This window comes from Allobosea sp. Root670, assembly GCF_001429415.1.
Taxonomy (GTDB): domain Bacteria; phylum Pseudomonadota; class Alphaproteobacteria; order Rhizobiales; family Beijerinckiaceae; genus Allobosea; species Allobosea robiniae.
Map to the genome: position 1 here is coordinate 432884 of NZ_LMJU01000012.1, position 19438 is coordinate 452321.

A 19438-nucleotide genomic window follows, 5' to 3' on the forward strand; every position below is an offset into this window, starting at 1 on the left:
CCCCTCGACGAGGACCAATGATCAAGCGCCTTAAACTCATGGTGGTAGCGGGGGCGGCCGTCATCCTGACGGTGGCTGCGATCGGCGCCTCCAATCTGGTTCGCCAGAGGGAGGTGACCGCCTGGCGGGCTGCCGAGCAATCGCTGGAAGGCCAGGCCGTTGCCGCCGAGAATGCGCTCGACCGGCAACTCCTGCAGGTCGATGGCGCGTTGGCGAGCTTTGCAACCCTGTTCGATGTCGCTCAGATCGGCCCCGGCCAAAGGGAGCCCGCCAGCCGCCTGCTTCGGGGCCTCAATTTCCAGACGATGGCGTTTCGCGACCTGCTGCTCGTCGGGCCCGATGGCAGCATCATTGCTTCCGCCAGGTCGAGCGGCGCACGCCATAGCCTGCCGCTGGATGTCGCCATGGTCTCGCGCGCGCCGACGAATCTGATCGGCCCGATTCGAAACGCCGTCACCGGGGACTGGTCGCTTTACGTCGCACGCCGGATTCCCGCGTGGCACGGCGTCGTCCCGGTTGCCGAGGTGCCCCTGCACACGATGATGAAACTCCTGGCGGAGGCCGGTGTCGGCTCCGACACGCGGATTTCGCTCGAACGCGCCGACGGCCAGATCGTCGCGATGCTGCCGCATGACGAATTGCTGATCGGCAAGCCCCGCGTTCCCGCCTTGCCCACGCGATTGGCGAAGGGCAAGGCTTTCCTGATCGGCGAGAGGGGCAGCGAAACCGCGACCCTGAACGTGGTCAGAGGCTCGCTCTATGGCGATATCCGGCTCGTCTTGAGCGTGAAGAGCACCGAGGCTCTCGCGGATTGGCGCCAGGATCGCGACCGGACGATCACGGCGGCCGTCATCGGGGCGCTGCTTCTGTCGGCCTTTGCCGGAGCGATCCTGCTGGCCATCCACCAGCGCGAACGGGCGGATGCCGAGCGCGGGCGGGCGGCAGTCCTCCTCGACAACGCGATCGAGGCCATGTCCGACGGCTTCGTGATGTGGGACGAGGGCGACCGGCTGGTGACGTGCAACCAGCGCTATCGCGACCTCTATGCGCTGAGCGCGCCCTTCATGACCGCCGGTGCGCATTTCGAGGATATCATCCGCAAAGGGGTCGAGCTCGGCCAATATCCCCAGGCGACCGGCGAGATCGAGGAATTCGTCAGGGATGTCGCGACCTGGCATCGCCAGGGCAGTGGCTCGATCGAGCGCCTGCTGCCGGACGGGCGCTGGCTGCTCATCACGGAAAGGCGGATGAGGGATGGCGGGACGGTCGGAATCCGCACCGATATCACGGCACTCAGGGGAGCGCTCGCGGAGCTGGCTGCCGCCAACACGCGGGCCAACGAGGCGGCCGAAGAGGCACGACAGCAGAACGCGGCTCTCGTCGAGCAGGAACATCGCATCCGCTTCCTGGCCCATCATGACGACCTGACGAGCCTGCAGAATCGCTTCGCCTTCCGCAGCCAGATCACGAAGTCGCTGCTGCGGAAGGAGGGCGGTTCCGCGGTGGCGGCCCTGCTGTTCCTCGACCTCGATCGCTTCAAGGACGTCAACGATACGCTCGGGCATCCCGTCGGCGACCTGCTGCTCCTCTCGGTCGCGGAACGCCTGAAGACCTGCGTGCGGGATACCGAATGCGTCGCCCGCCTGGGTGGAGACGAGTTCGCGGTTCTCAGCCTCGATCCGGGGCAACCGCAGCAGGCCGTGGCGCTCGCGACCCGCATCATCGAGGTTCTCAGCGAGCCTTATGTCCTCAAGGATCGGACGATTTCCATCTCGGCGAGCGTCGGCATCGCCATTGCCGAGAGCTCGGGGTTCGATGCGGATCTGCTCCTGAAACAGGCCGATCTCGCGCTTTACCAGGCCAAGGCCCGGGGACGCGGGGTCTGCTGCGTGTTCACGGCGGAAATGGACGAGCAGTTGCGCGCTCGTCTCGCCCTGGAAATGGATCTGCGTCAGGCTGTCGAAGAGCGGCAGTTCGAGCTGTCCTACCAGCCGATCTTCGATCTGAAATCCAGCAAGCTCTGCGGCTTCGAGGCGTTGCTGCGCTGGCACCACCCGGAACGGGGACTGGTCGGGCCGGCGGAGTTCGTGCCGCTGGCGGAGGAGACGCGACTGATCGTCGATCTCGGAGAATGGGTCCTTCGCCAGGCCTGCATGGACGCGGTCCAGTTGCCGGGCGATCTTCGCATCGCCGTCAACCTCTCGCCGGTGCAATTGATCTTCGGCGATGCGGTGGCGACCGTGCGCGATATCCTCGGCGAGACCGGGCTCGACCCGAGGCGGCTCGAACTCGAGATCACCGAGACTGCGCTGCTCGCCAATGACAATCGCAACCTCGGAACGCTGAGGAGTCTCAAGGAACTCGGCGTCCGAATCGTGCTCGACGATTTCGGCACGGGCTATTCGAGCCTGAGCCACCTGCGGCTCTTCCCGCTGGACAAGGTGAAGATCGACCGTTCCTTCGTGCGCGACATGACCGCCCATTCCGACAGCGCGGCCATCGTCGCGGCCGTCGCGGCGCTGGCGGCCGAACTCGGCATGACCACCACGGCAGAGGGCATCGAGACGCAAGATCAGCTCGATGCGGTCGACCGGGCGGGCTGCACGGAAGCGCAAGGGTATCTGCTGGGGAAACCGCAGCCGATCCTGAAAGCCGTTCATACGACGCTGTTCAGGCGCTCGCCGCGCAACCGCAACCAGGGAAGCCGCGCACGCGACACCTCCGATACGCCGTAGTTCGCTTGAGGCAGCGCCATGGGAGCTTCCTCGCCGGCCTGAGCGGCCCGGCCGGCGGGCGCGATGCCGACGGGAATGATCCCGGATATTCAGGATGGCAGGGGAATGGAGCGGGTACCGGGAATCGAACCCGGGTATTCAGCTTGGAAGGCTGCTGCTCTACCATTGAGCTACACCCGCATCGGGCGCCAAATTCCCCATCGGACCCGTCAGTGTCAAGGGGCGCGGCGTCGTTGTCGGCGTCAGAAGCCGAAGTTGAAGCCGGCCTTGACGATATCGCCTGCGGTACGCGCACGCATGGTCGCATACTGGGTGGGGGCGAGCCCGGTATAATCCTGCAAGGTCAGCTTCTGGTTGCCGAGATCGTAATGCGTGTAGTCGAGCCGGAGCGTCATGCCCGGCATGATCGCGTATTCGATGCCGCCGCCGAGCGCCCAGCCGCTGGCGATACCGGAACGGGAGGCCGTGGCGCCGGAGGTCGTCGCCGGATTGTCGGGCGTGATCGAGCCTTTCTGGTCGACGAGGCCGTAGGCATAGCCACCGCTGCCATAGATCATGAAATCGCCGAGCACGAAGCCGGCGCGGGCGCGGACCGTTCCCAGCATCGAGACCTCGTTCTCGGCGCGCGTGGTGAAGCGGGTCCCGCTGGGATTGGCGGAAATCGTCTGGCTGCCACCGAGCCGCGTCGCGGACAGGTCGGTTTCGGCGCCGATGACGACTGCGCCGATCTGATAGTTGAAGCCGAACTGCGCGCCGCCGACCATGCCGCTGCCGTCGGGCGACAGGCTGCGCGGCACGGCCGCGGCATTGATCGCGCTGGCGGCGAGGACCGAGGTGCCGGCCACGGTCGCGGTTGTCACGACGGTCGTTGTCGTTGGGAAAGGCGTCGAGTTGGTGGTCGTGGTGGTGCTCGTCGTCGTCGTGGTCGTCGGCGTGAAGGTTGGGCTGCCGAAGGGGCCAGCCACGGTCGTGCGGTCACTCTGCCGGCCGCCGCCGAGCGAGCCGCCGACATAGAAGCCGGTCCAGCGTGGGCGTTCCGGAAACAGGGCGGGCAGGTCGGGCGCCATCGCCTGTGGCGCCATCGGAGGCGGTGGCGGGGTGACGGGGGCCTGGCGCGGCATTCCCGTCCGCGCGGGGGAGACGCCGCGCGGCGTATAGTCGGCACGGCGCGAGCGGGGCTGCTGGACGGCCGGGCAGACCGGGCAGGTCTGTGCAACCTGGGCGCGGTTGCGGCTCGGCGCAGTCGCCGCCAGCCGCAGGGCGGCAGCCGTATGATCCGACACCGGGTAGAGCCGGGCGTAGAGCCTGAAGGATTCGGCATCGCCGGCGAGCACGGCCTCGGCCCAGGCTCGCTCATCCGTCCGCTGGGCGAGGATGCGATTCAGCCGCAGTGCGTTCTGATCTTCGGGATTGATCGCCAGCGCGTTGCCGTAGATGTCGCTGCGGTCCCAGGCGATCGCGGTGCGGGCGGCGTCGGCCGGGGACATGCCGCGCAGCGAGGCCAGCGTCGGGCGTGCCGTCAGGGGTACGTTGCCGGCCGTGGCTGCTTGCGCCGCAGGGGCGCCGGCCGGGCGCTGGAAGAAGCTGAACTCCGTGATCAGCGAAGACGTGTCCCAGGGAATCTGGGTGCCGTTGGTGGAATCGTAGACGGCGAGACGGATGCGCCGGAAGATCTGCTCGACGGCCAGACCCGGCTCGCGAGCCTCGCGCAGGAAGGCGGTGGTGAAGGGGCTGTTGGCACCGGTGCCGTCCGCGGCGGTGGAGCCGGGCGATGTGGCGAAGGCGACGAAGGTGCCGCTGCCGGAATCGATGCGGGCGAGGCCGGCTTCGTTGCTGATGCCTTCATTGGCGCCGTCGACGATCTGCAGGGCAAGGCCGCGGGCGACCTGACGGCCGGCAAAGGGATTGTCGCGGCAGGCGTCGAGAATCGCGATCTTGGACTTGGCGCCAGCCCCGTCGAGGCGGCGCAGGATGTCGCTCAGCGACAGGGATTGCTCAGCGATATTGGTGCCGATCTGCGGGCGGATATCGGTCGGCAGGATGTAGTTGGCGCCGTCGAGCTGCACGGCATGGCCGGCATAATAGACCAGCGCCGTCGCATCGGGACCGCCGCGGCGCACCTTGTCGACGAAGACGTCGAGCGCGCTGCGCAGACCGGCGAGCGAGAGATCGAGCGCCGGCGTGATGTCGAAGCCCGCTTCCTGCAGCATGCTGCGCGTGGCGTTGGCGTCGTTCAGCGCGTTGGGCAGCTTGGTGACATTGGCATAGCCGCCATTGCCAACGACGAAGGCGAAGCGCTTCTGGGCAAAGGCGGGCGTGGCGCCGAGGCCGAACGTGACGAAGACCGCCGCGAGGGCGATGACGAGATACGCATAGGCCCGGGCTTGAATCCGCATGCTGCTTCCCCTGCGCGCGAGAAGAACGACTCGCTGGACCTGTCTGACGCCCACGATTCGAGCAGGCGTCCGCCATATGATGGAGATTCCCAGAAAGCCGGGGGATCAAGCAACATCAAATCGACACGGAAAAAACACGGTTCGGACGTGAGGCGAGGGCCCGATTCATCAGTATCTGCTTCGCGTTAGCAGCGTCAGTCATAGCGATTTTTCAAGTATAATCGCGCCAGTGTGACTTAATTGCCAGCGTATCGGCGGCCTTGTTCGACCTGCGCTGGAGGCTCAATGTCAGGCGTGGCGCTCCTTCAAATGAATGAGGCGCCGCGACGACGCTTCGGCTCGAATGACGGGGACGGAGCCCGGCGGGAGCGGCCATGACCAGCGATCCAGCCATCAATCCCTATGACGCCGTGGCCTATCCCGGCCACTCCTTCTCGCAGACCCATCCATCGCGATTGGCAACCATCGCGCATTTCCATGGCATGGACCCGGCACTGCCGACGGCCATGCGCGTGCTCGAACTCGGCTGCGGGCGTGGCGGCAACCTCATCCCGATGGCCGCGCAATATCCCGGCAGCCACTTTCTCGGCATCGATCTCAGCGGCGACTCGATCCGGCAGGCGCATGCCAACGCGTCGGAACTGGGCCTCACCAATCTTGCTTTCGAGCAGCGCGACATCCTCGCGGTGGCCGGGGAGATCGGGACCTTCGACTACATCATCGTCCATGGCGTCTATTCCTGGGTGCCGGATGTCGTGCGCGAACGGATCATCGCCCTGTTCGGGCAATTGCTGGCGCCGCAGGGCGTCGCCTATGTCAGCTACAATGCGCTGCCCGGCTGCCGTCTGCGTGATCTCGCGCGCGACGTCATGCTGTTTGCCGTCAAGGACATCGAGGACCCGCGTGAGCGGGTCAGGGTCGCCCGCGCCGCCCTGAAGGAGATTGCCGAGGCCAGCGACCCGGACAGCTTCCACGGCGCGGCGCTGCGGCAGCGGCTGAAGCAGATCGACGAACTGCCCGACAACGTCCTCTATCACGACGATCTCAACCCCGGCGCACGCGCCTTCGCGCTGCATGAGGTGCTGTCGTCTGCCGAGCGGCATGGGCTGCAATTCCTGGCCGAGGCCTCGTTCCCCAACCTCTACGGTGCCGCCAAGGGGCCGGCCCAGCAGATGCTCGACCGGATGCCGCTGGAGCAGATGGCGCTGCGCGAGCAGACGCTCGACCTGCTGATCGGGCGAGCCTTTCGCGAGACGCTGCTGTGCCGGGCGGATATCCCGCTCAGGCGCGGCGTCCGGCCGGGGTCGCTCAAGCCCTATCATCTCGCGGCCAATGCGCGGCTGGCGCCCCCGGCCGAGAAGGAGGCCAAGCCCGGCGTCCAGCGCTTCAGCTTTGACGAAGGCGTGCAACTTGCCGTCGACCTGCCGGTGGGCAAGGCCGCGCTCGCCATCCTGAGCACGATCTGGCCGGCGAGCATCGCCTGGGACGAGCTGATGGAGCGCGCATGCCGCGACGCTGCGGGCGAACTCGGGCCAGACCGCGCCCATGAGATCGCCCGGCTCGACGAAGCCCTGATCGCGATCTTCAAAGCAGGATTGCTCGATATCAGGCTGGAGGCGCCGCCGCTGACGACGGCGATCAGCGAGAAACCCGCAGCCAGCGAGATCGCGCGCTGGCAGGCCTCGAGCTCGGCCGAGGTCACCGACCTGCGCCACCGGACCGTTCAGCTCGACGGCGTCGTCGTGCGCAAATTCGTCAGCCTGCTCGACGGTTCGCGTGACCAGCGCATGCTGCTTGATGCGATGAACGCCTTCCTCGACGAGGCCCGTGCCGCCGGCGCGGCCGTGCCAGGCCTGCCGGAGCGGGCGACGGCGGAGGAAGTGGCGATGCATCTGAAGGATGTCGCGCGCCTCGGGCTGCTGCGGGCGTGACGATTGTGAAGCGCCCCACTGAGGGGTAACCTTGCGGCAGGGGCGATGGAGCGCAGGCCAGCGGAATGAGCGAGCGCTTCCGGCAATTCCAGGCGCTGTTTCCGGAGGAGGCTTGCCTCGCCGCGCTGATGCGCCTGCGCCATGGCGGAACGAGCCTGAAATGCCACGCTTGCGGCCGGCCGGCGCAGTTCGAGCCGCGCCCGAAATTGCGCGGTTTCGCCTGCCAGCATTGCAACTACATGATCCATCCGGCGGCTGGGACGCCGCTGGAAAGCCGGCGCACGCCGCTGCAGCTCTGGTTCTACGCGCTGAAGGCGGTGTCGGAACAACCGGGCAAGGCTGCCGTCAGCGCGGTCGTGCGCGAGGCGAGCGTGCCGCAGGTAACGGCGCAGCGCCTTGTCGACGATCTGGCTGCGCTCGCCGGGCGAGGCGACGCGGGTTGGCTGGAGAAGCTGCGGAGCCTAGTGACGGGGAAGCCGGAAGCGGTCCCTACGCCGTCGCCCCCTGCACCCCCGTCGCTCGCCGTGGTTCCCGGTGCTGCCGCTGCTGCGCGGAAGAGGAGCGTGGAGCCGCCGCGATCGGCCCCGGCCCGGCCCGTTGCCGCCGTGCCAGCTCCGTCTCCCGCTCAAACTCTAGCTGCTGCTCCGCCAATGCCGTCCGTGAAGCCTGCGGACACTGCCGGATCACACACGACGTCGCCGAAGAAGGCCGCCTCCGGGCGCAAGGCGATCGCTGCCGTGGCAGCCGGCGCTGCCTGCGTGACCGCCGCTGTGCTCGGCCTTGCCTATGCGCGGCTCCAGCAGCAGGAGCGGCCGGAGCCGGAGCGGGGCATCGAGATCGCGGCCGTCGAGGCTCCGGCGCTCAAGGACGCGCCGGCCCGGCCCTCGCTGATCCTGTCCTCGGTCGAGCAGGATCTGGAGGGCGCGCGGCAGGCGGCCCAGTTCGCCCTCGACAATGATCCGTCGCTGGCGGCGATCAAGCCGCAGGAGGAGGCGCCGACCCAGCAGGTTCCGGTCAACCAGTTGCAATTGCCGTCCAACATCCTGCTGGTGCCGCCGAAGATGCAGAGCGGGCCGCCGCCGGGGCCTGTCTCGCCAAGCGGTGCGCCGCAGCCGCCGCAGCAGATTTCCAGCGGCGATCCCGATCAGGTGCTGACCTTCGGGCCGATCAAGATCCGCCGTCACCTCGTCGACCTGATCGTGCGCGCGAGCAAGGTCGTCGGGGCAGACCCGACCCTGCTGATGGCGGTGGCCGACAAGGAATCCTCGTTCTCGACGGCGGTGAAGGCGCAGACTTCCTCGGCGACCGGGCTCTACCAGTTCATCGAGCAGACCTGGCTTGGCGTGATCTACGAGTTCGGGACGAAGCACGGGCTCGCCGCCGACGTGAAGCTGATCGGCAGATCCGGCCGGCAATTCGTCGTGACCGATGGTTCCCAGCGGCAGCGCATCCTCGACATGCGGCGCGAGCCCTATATCTCGGCGCTGCTGGCGGCCGAGATGCTGAAGCGCGACACGCTCAGGCTGGAGCGGGCGCTCGGGCGCCATCTCACCGGCGGCGAGATCTACCTGATCCACTTCCTCGGTCCCGACGCGGCGCAGACCTTCATCGAGACGATGGAGGAGCAGCCCGGCGTCAAGGCGGCCGAATTGCTGCCCCGGCCGGCGCAGGCCAACCGGCCGATCTTCTATGCGGGTTCCGGCGGCGAGACGAAGGTGCTCACCGTTTCCGAGGTCCACAAGAAGTTCAACGACATGATCAAGATCAGGCTCGATCGCTACAGCGCGGTCAGGCCCGGCGGGGGCGGGGGCATCGGCCGGCCGCAACCGAAGAAATGACGTGTTGACGCCGCGCGCGCCCGCTCGCGGCCACCGCTCTCCGAGAGCAGCGAAAGGAGAAAATCCATGCCGGCCAACCGTTTCGAGCAAGTCGACGAACCGCCGACCGATGCGATCACGCTAAGGCTGTCGGAGCGCGGCGGGGAGGCCTTCGGGCATGTGCTCTGTCCGGCCGATCTCGCCGGCGGGCATCTGGTCAATGATTTCGTCAGCGATGAACTGGCGGCGAAGGATGCCTTCCGCACCGCGATCCGCCTCGCCAACGAAATCCAGGCGCCGATCGTGGTCGAGGACAAGGCCGGGATCTGGCAGGACGAATGGGGCGTGCTTTATCGGGAGGATTGAGCGGACTTCCCTTCTCCCCTTGCGGGAGAAGGGAAGAGGCCGATCGCCGCTTCACTCGATCCGGAAATACTTGATCCCCAGGCCGAGCTTGCCGCTCTGGCGGGCGAGGTCGAGCTTGAGGTTGGCGAAGAATTCGCTCGCGGGAGACGGATTGGGGCCGGAGAGTGCCGGCAGGGCCTCCTTGGTGACCAGCGCGAGCACGGTCTGCGGGCGGGCCGAGCCGCCGGTCGATTCAAGCTTGAGGTTGAAGATCACCTTGCCGCCCTCGCGTTTCGCGAAGCTGGAGAGGTTGTAGACGAGCCCGTCATCGCCGATCAGCACGACGTCGAGGTTCTGGCCGCCGCCGGCCTCGACCGAGCCGTTGAGGATCTCGCCGCTCTTCATGTTGAAGGCGCCGATCTGGATTTTCGGGCTGCGGTCGATGCCGATGCCGGGTCGGCGCAGGAAATCGACCATCGGGCACTGGGCCTCGGTCATCGGCCGCAGGTGGATCTGTGCCTCGAAACCCTGCGCCGCCTTGAAGGCCCCGTCGAAGGTGACGAAGGGCGCCGATGAGCTGCCGAAGCCCTCCAGCGTCGCCTTGCGGTCTCCGATTTCGAGCGGCCAGAGGAAGAAGCAGGAGCCGCCATCATAGTCGCGGACATAGCGCTCGATCCGCTCGGCCGGCGTGCGCGGCTCGGGCTCGGGCGCCATGGCGGCGACCTGCGGCGGCGCGACGCTTTGGCTGGCGGGAGGCGGGGGGACCACCACGGTAACGGGTGGCGGCTCCGGCGGCTTGATCTCGATGGCCACGGGCGGCTTGACGGCGGGCTCGGCCGCGGGTGGACGCACCGGCGCCTGCTGTTGCGGCGGCTCGGTATTGACGGCGACCTGCGATCCCGACGGCCCGGATGGAGGCCGCTGCGGCCGCGGCGTCTGGGGCGGAGGCGTTTGCGCCGCGGGAGGCTGCGTCACCGGGGGCGGCGCGGGAGGGGGTGTCTCGACGGCGGGGTTCGGCGTCGCGGATGCGGATGGCTGCGCCGGCGCTTCGGTGAGCGCGGGTGGAGCGCTTGTCGCAGGGGGCTGTGCCGCGGGGACTTCGGTCAAGGCGGGCGGCGCGTTCGTTGTCGGGGCCGGCGCGCTGGTCGAAGGCTGCTCCGCGAGCGGCGGCGGATCGTTGTTCGCGACCCGCGCCGCCTGTCCGCCATCGAGCGCCGTCCAGGCATAGAAGCCGCCGCCCGCCAGCACGGCGAGCGCCGCAATGCCGGCGACGAGCGGCAGGGGCGAGCGCCCGGGCTTGTCAGTAGTCGTATGGCCGGCCGCTGCCTTGGCAGCAGCCTTCCTGCCCGGCGCGGGCGCCTGCCAGGCTGCGACCTCGGCCATGTCGGCAGGGCGGTCCTTCGGGTCTGGCGCCAGCATGCGCGCAAGCAGAGGCCGGATGCGCGCATCGACCCCCGAGAGATCGGGCAGGCGGCGGCGTTTGTCGATGATGTCGACCTGAGAGCCGCCCATGTCGATGGCGCGGCCGCTCAAGGCCTGGGCCAGCACCAGCGCGAAGGAATACATGTCCGAGCGGCCGCTGACCTCGCCGCCAAAGAGGCCGAGCTGCTCGGGCGAGACGTAGTTGTATTTGCCGGCGAAGCCGGAACCGATCACCGTGCCCTCGCCGAGGATGCTGGAGCGGGCGATGCCGAAATCGATGATCTTGGCGCGGGAGGGATCGCCGCCCGGCAGGATGATGTTGTCGGGCGAGATGTCGCGATGGATGATGCCGAGCCGGTGCGCGGCATGCAGGCCTGGGCCCACGCGCTGGCGCAGGATGTCGGCTTCCTCGACGCTGAGCGGGCCTTGCTGGATACGCTCGGAGAGCGGCTGGCCGTCGACGAATTCCATCGCGAGATAGGGCGTCTCGCTCACCGGATCGATGGCGAAGACGTAGTAGCGGACGATGGCCTCGTTGTAGAGGTTGTGCAGGGCTGCCGCCTCGCGCCGGAACAGGGCGAGCACGGCGTCATCGCGCGCCATGTCGGGGCGGATCATCTTGATCGCGACAGCGTCGCCGGTCTGGATCGCGCGGCCCTTGTAGACCTCGCCCATGCCACCGACCGCGATCAGGCTCTCGATCTCGTAGATGCCATTGAGCTTCGTGCCGATGCGGGCATTGGCGCGGGGCACGAAGACGGTGCGCTCGGAGTCGTCGCTCATGGCGTATTGCCTCCTCGCCCGGACCGGTTCGGCATCCAGCGTGTCCTTTCGCTCGCGCCCTGTCGATAGCGCACGATGACGACGGTGACGTTGTCGCGCGCGCCGCGCTCCAGCGTGAGCGCCAGCAGGGCGTCGCAGGCCTCCTGTGCGCCGCCGGCCTCGACGGCGGCCAGCATCTCCGCATCGGCAACATGCTCGGTCAGCCCATCTGAGCAGAGCAGGAAGACGTCGCCATCGGCGATCTCGCCGTTCTCGAGGTCGAGTTCCGGCGTGTCGTGGACGCCGATCGCATGGGTGATGATGTGGCGGCGCGGCGAGCGCTTCGCCTCGTCGCTGGTGAGGAGGCCGCGATCGACCATGTCCTGGACCTCGGTGTGATCGCGCGAGACCTGCGCGATGTGGCCGCTGCGAACGAGGTAGATGCGGCTGTCGCCGGACCAGAGGCAGGCGAAATGGCGCTGATGGATCAGCAGGCAGACCAGCGTCGCGCCCATGGTCGCGCCGCGGCGGCCGATCTCTTCGCGCAATTCGTCATTGGCCTTGAGGATGCCGGCTTCGAGCATGGCGAGCAGGTCGGGCGCCGAGCCGGCGGCACCGACCGCCTCCAGCGCCGCGACCACGGTCGCGCTGGCGAGCGCGCCGTTCTCGTGCCCGCCCATGCCGTCGGCGACGGCCCAGAGGCCGATTTCCGGGCGCAGGATGAAATTGTCCTCGTTGGCCTTGCGGACCTTGCCGGTGTGGCTGATGCAGCCGGTCTCGAAATCCGGATTCCGGCGCGGGGCGTCGTTCATGGCATCGCCCTCATGATCCGGCGCGCTCGGGCGCGAGATGGCCGTCGAAACGGCCGGTGAGCAGGCCGGCGAAGAGATAGGGATCGGGCAAGGCGTGGCCGGTCAGCGCCAGCGGTTCGAAGTTCGCGCCGCCCACCGTCCAGAGATAGCAGGCATGGGCATAGGACCGGGCATGGTCCTCGACGCGCAAGGCCGCCAGCCGCTCCGGGAAGCCGGAGGCGATCGCCGCACTGACGATGGTGCCGTCGGCGAGGCGGACCATGTCCTGTGGTGGCGCGGCGAGGTGATGGTCGTTGGGGACCGGCAGGGCGGAGAGGCGCTGCGCGACGGCCTCAAAGCTCGCCTGCGGCTCCAGCGCCTGCAGCAGGAAATCCTCGATCGCCTCGAACCAAATGTCCTGCGGGTCGAGCTCCGGCGGCGGGATCGCGGCGCCCGGGCCGGCGGCCGCGAAGACCGTCAGCGGGAAATAGCGGCCGACGCCGTCGACCGAAGGCATGAAGGCGCCGGCGACGCTCTGCCCGCCATGGGCGCCGCCGAGCCAGAAGCGCCAGATCGGGGCGTTGAGATAGGCCTCCTGCCAGCGATTGCCGAGTTCGAGCCGGCTCGCGGTCAAGCCGCCCTGCAGCCACTTTTCGTAAGCCCCGAGGAAGCCGGAGGGAGCGTTCAGCGCGATGAAGTCGCGCTTGGCGGGGAGCTTGCCGAAAAGGCCGCAGCTCAAGGCTCAGATCCCGGTGGGGCAGCGGATTTCCCGCAGCGCCGGCAGGATCAAGGGATTCTTGAGCGAGCCGACGCCGAAGGAATAGCCAACCTGGCGGCCGCCGGCGTTCAGGTTGAAGCCGACATTGTCGCCCTGCTTCAGCACCGAGCCGGCATCGAGCAGGCGGAAGAAGGACCAGGTGCCCTCCTTCTCGAAAAGCTTGGCCTCGCCGCCCTGCGCGGCACCGCCCTGCTGGCCCGAGGAGAAGAAGCCGCCGCTGAACATGCCGCCGGAAGCGTTGCCGCCGCCACCGCCGAGCGTCAGCGTCACCGCTGTCTTGCCGACGCCGCCGCCCGGCCACATCACCGGGGTCGGCGTATTGACGCCCTGCTGGCTCGTCACCGTGAAGCCGTTGATCTCCAGCTTGGCATTGGCGGCGTCGGCCGAGAGCGCGGTCGGCGTCACCACCATCTGGAAGGAGGGCAGGTTACCGCCGGTCGGAAAGAAGGCCTCCTTGATCTCGCTGGCGCGCTGGAATTCGCGCAAGGTCGTCGGCGAGAGCGCGCGGGCGACGCGGCTGTCGATGCGCCAGCCCCATTGCGGCTTGGACGTGTCGACGAAAGGCTCCAGCCGTTCCTTGTAGAATTTGTCCATGATCTGGCCGGGCGCGAAGAGCCGGGCGAAATCGGCGAGCGGCACGTCGCGGGCGCTCGCCTTGGTGAAGGGATAGCGGTTGTTCATCACCTCGGTGCAGACGCGGGTGACCTGCTCGGCCAGCGCCTGCCGCAGCAGGGCGACGGTCGCACCGGTGGCATCGCCCTCGAAATCATTGACCGCCTGTATCACCATGCCGTCGAAGGGGGCGGGATAGCGCGAGGAATTGGCGCGCAGCGTCGCGATCAGCGGCACGAGCGCGGCATTGGCCGCCGCCGATTGTGCCGGATTCGTCGCGGCCGTGGCGAGGTTTTGGTTGATCTCCGCAAAAGTCTGGAGGAGCTGGTCTACCGGCCGGCGGCCGAGATCGCCGTCGACGAGGACATGGAAGGGCTTGAACTGGCTCTCGATATCGGCGCCGAGCGCGCTATCGGCCCCGCCACCCGCCAAGATGCGATCGACGCCCGGAGCCGCCAGCGGGAGATTGGCGCCGAGACGGCTCAGTGCATTGCTCGCGCGCCGCGCGAGCGTATCGGCGGCGGCCTGCGCCGCGGCCTGTGCAACCGCCTTCTTGGCGTTGGGTCGCTCCTTGGTGAGCTGCGTCTCGTCGCGCAGGGATTCCAGCACCTGCTTGAAGGGCGAGGTCGCGGCGCTGATGGCACTGAGCGCGACATAGCGCGGCTTGTCGGCGTTGAGCGGCCGCAATTTCAGGCGTTTCAGCATGCGCTGCCAGCTCGCGATATAGTCGCGGCTGTAGAGTTTCATCAGATCGGGGAAGAGCGTGGCGTACTGGGCGGTGATCGCCTGCTGGTCGAGATTCTCGCCGAGCACCCAGCGCTCCCGCTCGATCTGGTCGCCGATATCGCCGAGCCGGGCGATGAAGGCGTCCTGGAAGCCGTCATAGGTGTAGAAATAGGGCACGCGGATCTGGTCGAGATCTTCCCCGGTGACGCCTTCGAAAACGAGGCGCACATCGGAGCCGCCGCGCTGCGAGACGACCCAGTCCTTCTGGCTCTCGCTGCGGGATTGCGTGCGCAGCAGTTCGTAGGCGCGCTCGGCGATGCTGAGGCGGCGCAGCGTGCGCTGGCTCTGCTCGATCAGCGACTGGTTGAGCTTGACGATCGGCTCGCCCGTGCCCTCGTCGAGATCGAGCATGGCGGCGAGGTGTTCTTCCAGTGCCTCGCGCCCCTTGGCGTTGGCCGGGCCGGGGAAGAGGTTCTCGGCCCAGTCGAGCCGCATCCAGGACGTGACGAGCTCGCGGTCCAGCTTCGCCTGGCCGCCGACCATCATGTAGACCTTCAGCGCCTCGTAGACGAAGCCGGGATTGTTGGCGTTGGCCTCGAGCTGCTCCTCCAGCCGGAAGATGATGCGCGAGCGCAGCATGCGCTCCAGCGCTTGCTGATAGGTGATCTCGGTCGCGTTCTGCAGACGATCACGCTGGCTGAGGCCGAAGGTCGCCAGCGTTGGCGTCGGCTCGGCCTTCGTCGCATAGCCCGCCGGCATGTTCCGCAGCTTGTGCAGCAGCGGCAGGACGCGGCTGAAATTGCGGTCGGAGATCGTGGTCTCCTGCAAGACGGGCGCGGCGGCGCTGCGATAATCCGAGAGCCCGTAATTGGTCGCGGTGATCAGGTCGCTGTTGCGCGAAAAACTCGTCCACCACAGGCCGAGCGCGGCGAGCGACAAAAGCGCGACCGTGGCGAAGCCGGCGATGCGCAAAGCCGTCGTGCGGCGAGCGGCGCCGAGATCGGTCGAGACCCAGCCGGATTCGCCGATCACGACCTTCTGCACCAGCTCGGTCAGGAAATAGCTCTTGCCCTTGCCGGAGAAGGAGGCCGCGCCGGCATGGTCCGAGCCGAAATTACGCGAGAGCGCGCCGATCAACTGGTCGATCGGTGTGCCTTCCTGCGTGCCCGAGGTGAAGTAGAAGCCGCGCAAGGTCGCATTGGCGTGGTAGCGCGTCGGCTCGAAGACGCGGGTCAGGAAATCGACGATCGCGCGCTTCAGCGTCGCCATCTGGCTCGGGAAGCCGAAGATCTGGGCGCGCGAGGTCGGGTTGTGCTCGTCCTGGAGCCGGTCCGGCAGGCGCTCGTTCAGGCGCTCGATCAGCGCGTCATACTCCGGCGGCACGTCGCCGATCATGTTGCGGGTCTTGTCGGCGGTCTGGAAGGTATGACCCCAGACCATGCGCCGCTGCGGCTCGGTCAACGCGCCGAAGAACTCGTTGAAGCCGGCGATCAGGTCGGCCTTGGTGAAGACGGCATAGACCGGGAAATCGACCTTCAGCCGCTCGTGCAGTTCGAGCAGGCGGGCGCGGATCGCGTCGGCATGCGCGGCGATCTCCTCAGGCGAGGAGGTCAGCAGGTCCTCGACGCTGATCGCGACGAGCACGCCATTGATGGGTTGGCGCGGGCGGTTGGTCTTGAGCAGGTCGAGGAAGGAAAACCAGCTCGACTTCTCGGCTTTCGTGTCGGTGTCCTGCGTGGTGTAGCGGCCGGCGGTGTCGATCAGCACCGCGTCCTCGGCGAACCACCAGTCGCAATAGCGCGTGCCGCCGGAGCCGGCGACGGCGGCCGGCGTCGCGCCGCGCGCCAGCGGGAATTTCAGGCCTGAATTGATCAAAGCGGTGGTCTTGCCGGCGCCGGGCGGGCCGATGATCACGTACCAGGGCAGGTCGTAGAGATAGTCACCGCCCTTGCCGCGCGCGCTCTTCAAGGTCGCGAGCGCATCCTTCATCGCGCTGGAGAGGGCGGCGCCGTCGCCGGTCGTCTCCTCCTTTTCCAGCGCCTCGGTCAGCGCGGCGGTGGCCTTGCGGCGGCGGATGACGATGAAGCCGATCCAGACGAGCGCACCGAGCAGAAGCAGCACGGCGATGGGCAGGCGGACCCAGAAAGACTCGAACGGCCGGACATCGCCGAAGGCGACGAAGGGGCCGCCGAACCAGATCAGCGCGGCGAGCGCGAGCGCGCCGATCAGGATCGCGACGATACGGAGCCAGGTGGCGAGGTTCATGACTTCGCCCTCCTAGTTTTGGCGCTGGATCAGGATCTCGACGCGCCGGTTCTGGGCGCGTCCGTCGGCGGTGTTGTTGGGGGCGATGGGGGCGTCGGCGCCCTTGCCCTCGGTAGTGATCCGGTCCGGCTTGCTGAGCTTGGCCTTGAGCACGTCGCCGACGGCCTTCGCACGGGCCTGCGACAAGACGAGGTTCGACGGGAAGCGGGCGGTGCGGATCGGTACGTTGTCGCTATGGCCGACGACCTTGATGGCGCCGCCCTCCTGCTCCAGAACGGCGGCGATGCGCTCGATCAGGGGCTGGAATTCCGTGCGCACGCCCGCCTGGCCCGGCTCGAACAGGGTGATGCCGACGAGGCGAACGATGACGACGTTGGGTGTCACCAGGCAGACGATCGGCGGCTGCACCGCGGCGCAGACCTTGGGCGGCTGCGCCGGCGGCGGGGGCGGCGGCGGCGGGGCCGAGAAGACCTTGCGCATGATGCCGATCTCGCCCTTGGGATGGACCGAGAGCAGGGCGGTCGAGGCCGCCTCGGCATTGCCGGCGAGCAGCGCGCGGAAGACGAAATAGACACCGAGCAGGGCTATGGCTGCGATCGCCGCCACCGACCAGACCGGCACCTTGAAGCCGGCGACCGCCTGCGCGATCGCCTGTCCGCGCCAGCGCGGCGAGAGCTCCGGGTCGGGCTGCTTCACCCGGCGCAAGGTCTCGAACAGGTTGCGCTGGATCGTCTGGAGATTGTTGGCGCCCCCGGCCGAGGTGCGGTGGATGCCCTGGAAGCCTAGCGCCAGGCAGGCATGCATCAGCTCCAGCAGGTCGTAATTGACCGATGGATCGGCCTTGGCCTTGTCGAGCATCTCGAAGAAGCGGACGCCGCCGATGCGCTCGCCGAAAAAGCGCGAGAGCATGCTGTACTGCGTCCAGACATGGCGGTCGTCGCCGGGGATGTTCTGGACGATGTCGTCGGCGCTGGCGGCGATGACGTATTTCGCGGTCTGCGCGGTCTCGGCCGAGACGCCCGCGGCGCGGACCTCATGCTCGAAAGCTTCGATGGACTCGCCGACCTGGCCTAGGAGCTGGGCGAAGGGCGCGTTGGAGAGGTTCGCGCGCATTCGCCCGAGCAGGAGCAGGAGCGGGCCGGCAGCGCGCAGCAGCGGATTGGCGTTCGGCGTCAGGAGCTGGTCGCGGCGCGGCAGGGACTGGCCGCCGCCCGAAGGCGGCGGCGCCTGCCGCTGCTGCGGAATCGGCGCAGCTTGAGACATCCATTCGTCGCCGGTGCCTGGCACGCCGGGCGAGGGCACCTGCGGCGGCTGATAGGGCTGGGGCGCCTGCGTAGCGACTGGTGCCGGTGCGGCGGGAGCGGATGGCAGGGGCGCGCGGCGCCCGCCGGGGTTCGGCCTGATGATCGTGCGCTCGGAGCGCCCGAACGGATCTGAGGGCGAACCCGGATCGCTCATCGCCTGCCCTCCAGAACGGCCCAGAGCTCGAGCTCGAGATCGGGCCAGTCACCGGAAAAATGCATGCCGATCGAACTCGCCGTCGAGAATTCCGGCCAGAGCGGCGAGGTGCGGTCGAGATAGAAGTATACATGATCCGTCAGCGCGCGGATCTGCGGCGGCGGCGTCGGCAGATGGACGAGATTGATGCCCGGCAGATGGGCATGGACGATCTCGTTCATCTTGGTGTTGGGGCCGATCTTGAAGAGCTGCGGGAACTGCGCCTGGATCTCGGTCAGCGGGCGCCGCGCCGCGACTTCCAGCACCAGCGTCGCGTTGCGCACGAGGCTGCGGTCGCGGATCGTCGACATGAAGGCGTTCTGCGCGCGCTCGACGATCTCCAGCCGGATCGCCCGGCGGCCGAGATTGGCAGAGAGGAAGTCCTGGATGTCGCGCACGACGGGGGCGAAGCAGTTTTCCAGGTCGTCGTGGTCATAGGCCGGGTAGTCGCGGGCGCGGCGCTCGGCCGTGGTGAAGGTCGCAAGCTCGCCGGCGAGCGCGAGGAAGGTCGAGAACAGCCGCTCGGGATGGACGAAGCGCGAGCGGCGCATGTGCTTCAGCACGGGGATGCTGCGATTGAGGAGCTGGAGCACGAAATAATCGGCGCTCTGCAGGCCGCCGCCTGCCGTCGGATCGGCAGCATAGCGGGCGAGTTCCTCCAGCTTGTTGTCGATCCAGCCGATGACGCGGTCGAGCCAGCCCTCGATCACCGGGTAGGCCGAGCAGACCAGCACCGGCGGCGCGAATTTCTCGTCGAACAGGATGGCGCGGTCGCGCACTTCGAGGATGCGGCCGAGCGCGAGGCCGACATAACCGGCCTTCGAGGTCTTGCGCAGCTCCAGCGTCAGGCGCGGATGGGCGACGTCGATCTCTTCCTCCGTCCGCAAGGAGGCAGTGGAATCGATCAGCATCTCGTTTGCGGGGACATAGCGGCTGGCCGAGCCGTTCAGCGTGTCCTCGACCTCCCGCGTATTGGCGGCGGCGAGCGGCAGCGAAAGCCAGACGATCTGGCCGGCGGCGTTCTCGGGCACCTCGATCGCGGCCGGCAGCGGGCTGTTATCGGGCAGCGCGAAGGGCGTGCCGTCCGGCATCACGCCGACGGCGCGGCGCAGGCCGATGCGGCTCTGCTGGGCGAGGTCGCGGTCGATCTCCAGCACCGAGAAGCCCCATGGATAGGGCGTGACGTTTCTGACGCGGCTTTCCAGCAGGTTTTCGAGATAGCGGTCGCTCTGCTGGAAGTGGTGCGGCCTGAGAAACAGTCCTTCCGACCAGACGACCTTGCTGTACCACGACATTCCGGTCTCGCTCACTCGAAGGCAGGCTGGGCGAGCTTACTACGGGTCCTACCCAAGCGTCACCAA

Annotated in this window: 11 protein-coding genes and 1 tRNA gene; 4 read left to right on the forward strand and 8 right to left on the reverse strand. The window is 67.9% G+C overall.

Translation table 11 applies throughout. The features are described from left to right. The first annotated feature begins 17 nt into the window (after window positions 1–17). Entirely contained in the window at window positions 18–2735 is a 2718-nt protein-coding gene (locus ASE61_RS12105) for an EAL domain-containing protein (protein ID WP_061967185.1), read from the forward strand. Window positions 2736–2841: 106 nt separating this feature from the next. Here the strand turns inward: ASE61_RS12105 and ASE61_RS12110 are convergent. Beyond that, window positions 2842–2915, reverse strand: a tRNA-Gly gene (locus tag ASE61_RS12110). 62 nt (window positions 2916–2977) lie between these two features. Beyond that, entirely contained in the window at window positions 2978–5131 is a 2154-nt protein-coding gene (locus ASE61_RS12115; RefSeq protein WP_061967186.1) for a caspase family protein, read from the reverse strand. A gap of 374 nt (window positions 5132–5505) precedes the next feature. Between ASE61_RS12115 and ASE61_RS12120 the strand changes: the two genes are divergently transcribed. The 3 genes from ASE61_RS12120 (at window position 5506) to ASE61_RS12130 (ending at window position 9245) form a co-directional block, all read left to right on the forward strand. After that, window positions 5506–7062, forward strand: coding sequence for a methyltransferase domain-containing protein (locus tag ASE61_RS12120; RefSeq protein ID WP_061967188.1), 1557 nt, complete (start codon window positions 5506–5508; stop codon window positions 7060–7062). Window positions 7063–7127: 65 nt separating this feature from the next. Then, window positions 7128–8900: a transglycosylase SLT domain-containing protein gene (locus tag ASE61_RS12125; protein WP_061967189.1), complete on the forward strand. Its 1773-nt coding sequence runs from the start codon at window positions 7128–7130 to the stop codon at window positions 8898–8900. 66 nt (window positions 8901–8966) lie between these two features. Further along, the gene (locus ASE61_RS12130) at window positions 8967–9245 is read left to right on the forward strand and encodes a hypothetical protein (protein ID WP_061967191.1); all 279 of its coding nucleotides are present in this window, start codon (window positions 8967–8969) and stop codon (window positions 9243–9245) included. Between the two features lie 51 nt (window positions 9246–9296). On the opposite strand, the gene ASE61_RS27170 is transcribed toward ASE61_RS12130, so the two are convergent. The 6 genes from ASE61_RS27170 to tssK are packed head-to-tail and all read right to left on the reverse strand — an operon-like array spanning window position 9297 to window position 19372. Further along, window positions 9297–11429 carry a serine/threonine protein kinase gene (locus ASE61_RS27170; protein WP_061967193.1) on the reverse strand — a complete coding sequence of 711 codons (2133 nt, stop codon included), beginning with the start codon at window positions 11427–11429 and terminating at the stop codon, window positions 9297–9299. Further along, entirely contained in the window at window positions 11426–12220 is a 795-nt protein-coding gene (locus tag ASE61_RS12140; RefSeq protein ID WP_061967195.1) for a PP2C family protein-serine/threonine phosphatase, read from the reverse strand. The genes ASE61_RS27170 and ASE61_RS12140 overlap by 4 nt, the downstream gene beginning before the upstream one ends. Before the next feature lie 10 nt (window positions 12221–12230). Next, complete coding sequence (gene tagF / locus ASE61_RS12145) at window positions 12231–12938, reverse strand: type VI secretion system-associated protein TagF (RefSeq protein WP_061967197.1); 708 nt, start codon at window positions 12936–12938, stop codon at window positions 12231–12233. A 3-nt stretch (window positions 12939–12941) separates the two neighbouring features. Beyond that, window positions 12942–16580, reverse strand: a complete 3639-nt coding sequence (gene tssM, locus ASE61_RS12150; protein ID WP_061967198.1) for a type VI secretion system membrane subunit TssM — start codon at window positions 16578–16580, stop codon at window positions 12942–12944. Between the two features lie 12 nt (window positions 16581–16592). Then, window positions 16593–18038, reverse strand: a complete 1446-nt coding sequence (gene tssL / locus ASE61_RS12155) for a type VI secretion system protein TssL, long form (protein WP_061967200.1) — start codon at window positions 18036–18038, stop codon at window positions 16593–16595. Continuing rightward, window positions 18035–19372: a type VI secretion system baseplate subunit TssK gene (gene tssK / locus ASE61_RS12160; protein WP_061967202.1), complete on the reverse strand. Its 1338-nt coding sequence runs from the start codon at window positions 19370–19372 to the stop codon at window positions 18035–18037. The genes tssL and tssK overlap by 4 nt, the downstream gene beginning before the upstream one ends. Window positions 19373–19438 lie beyond the last annotated feature (66 nt).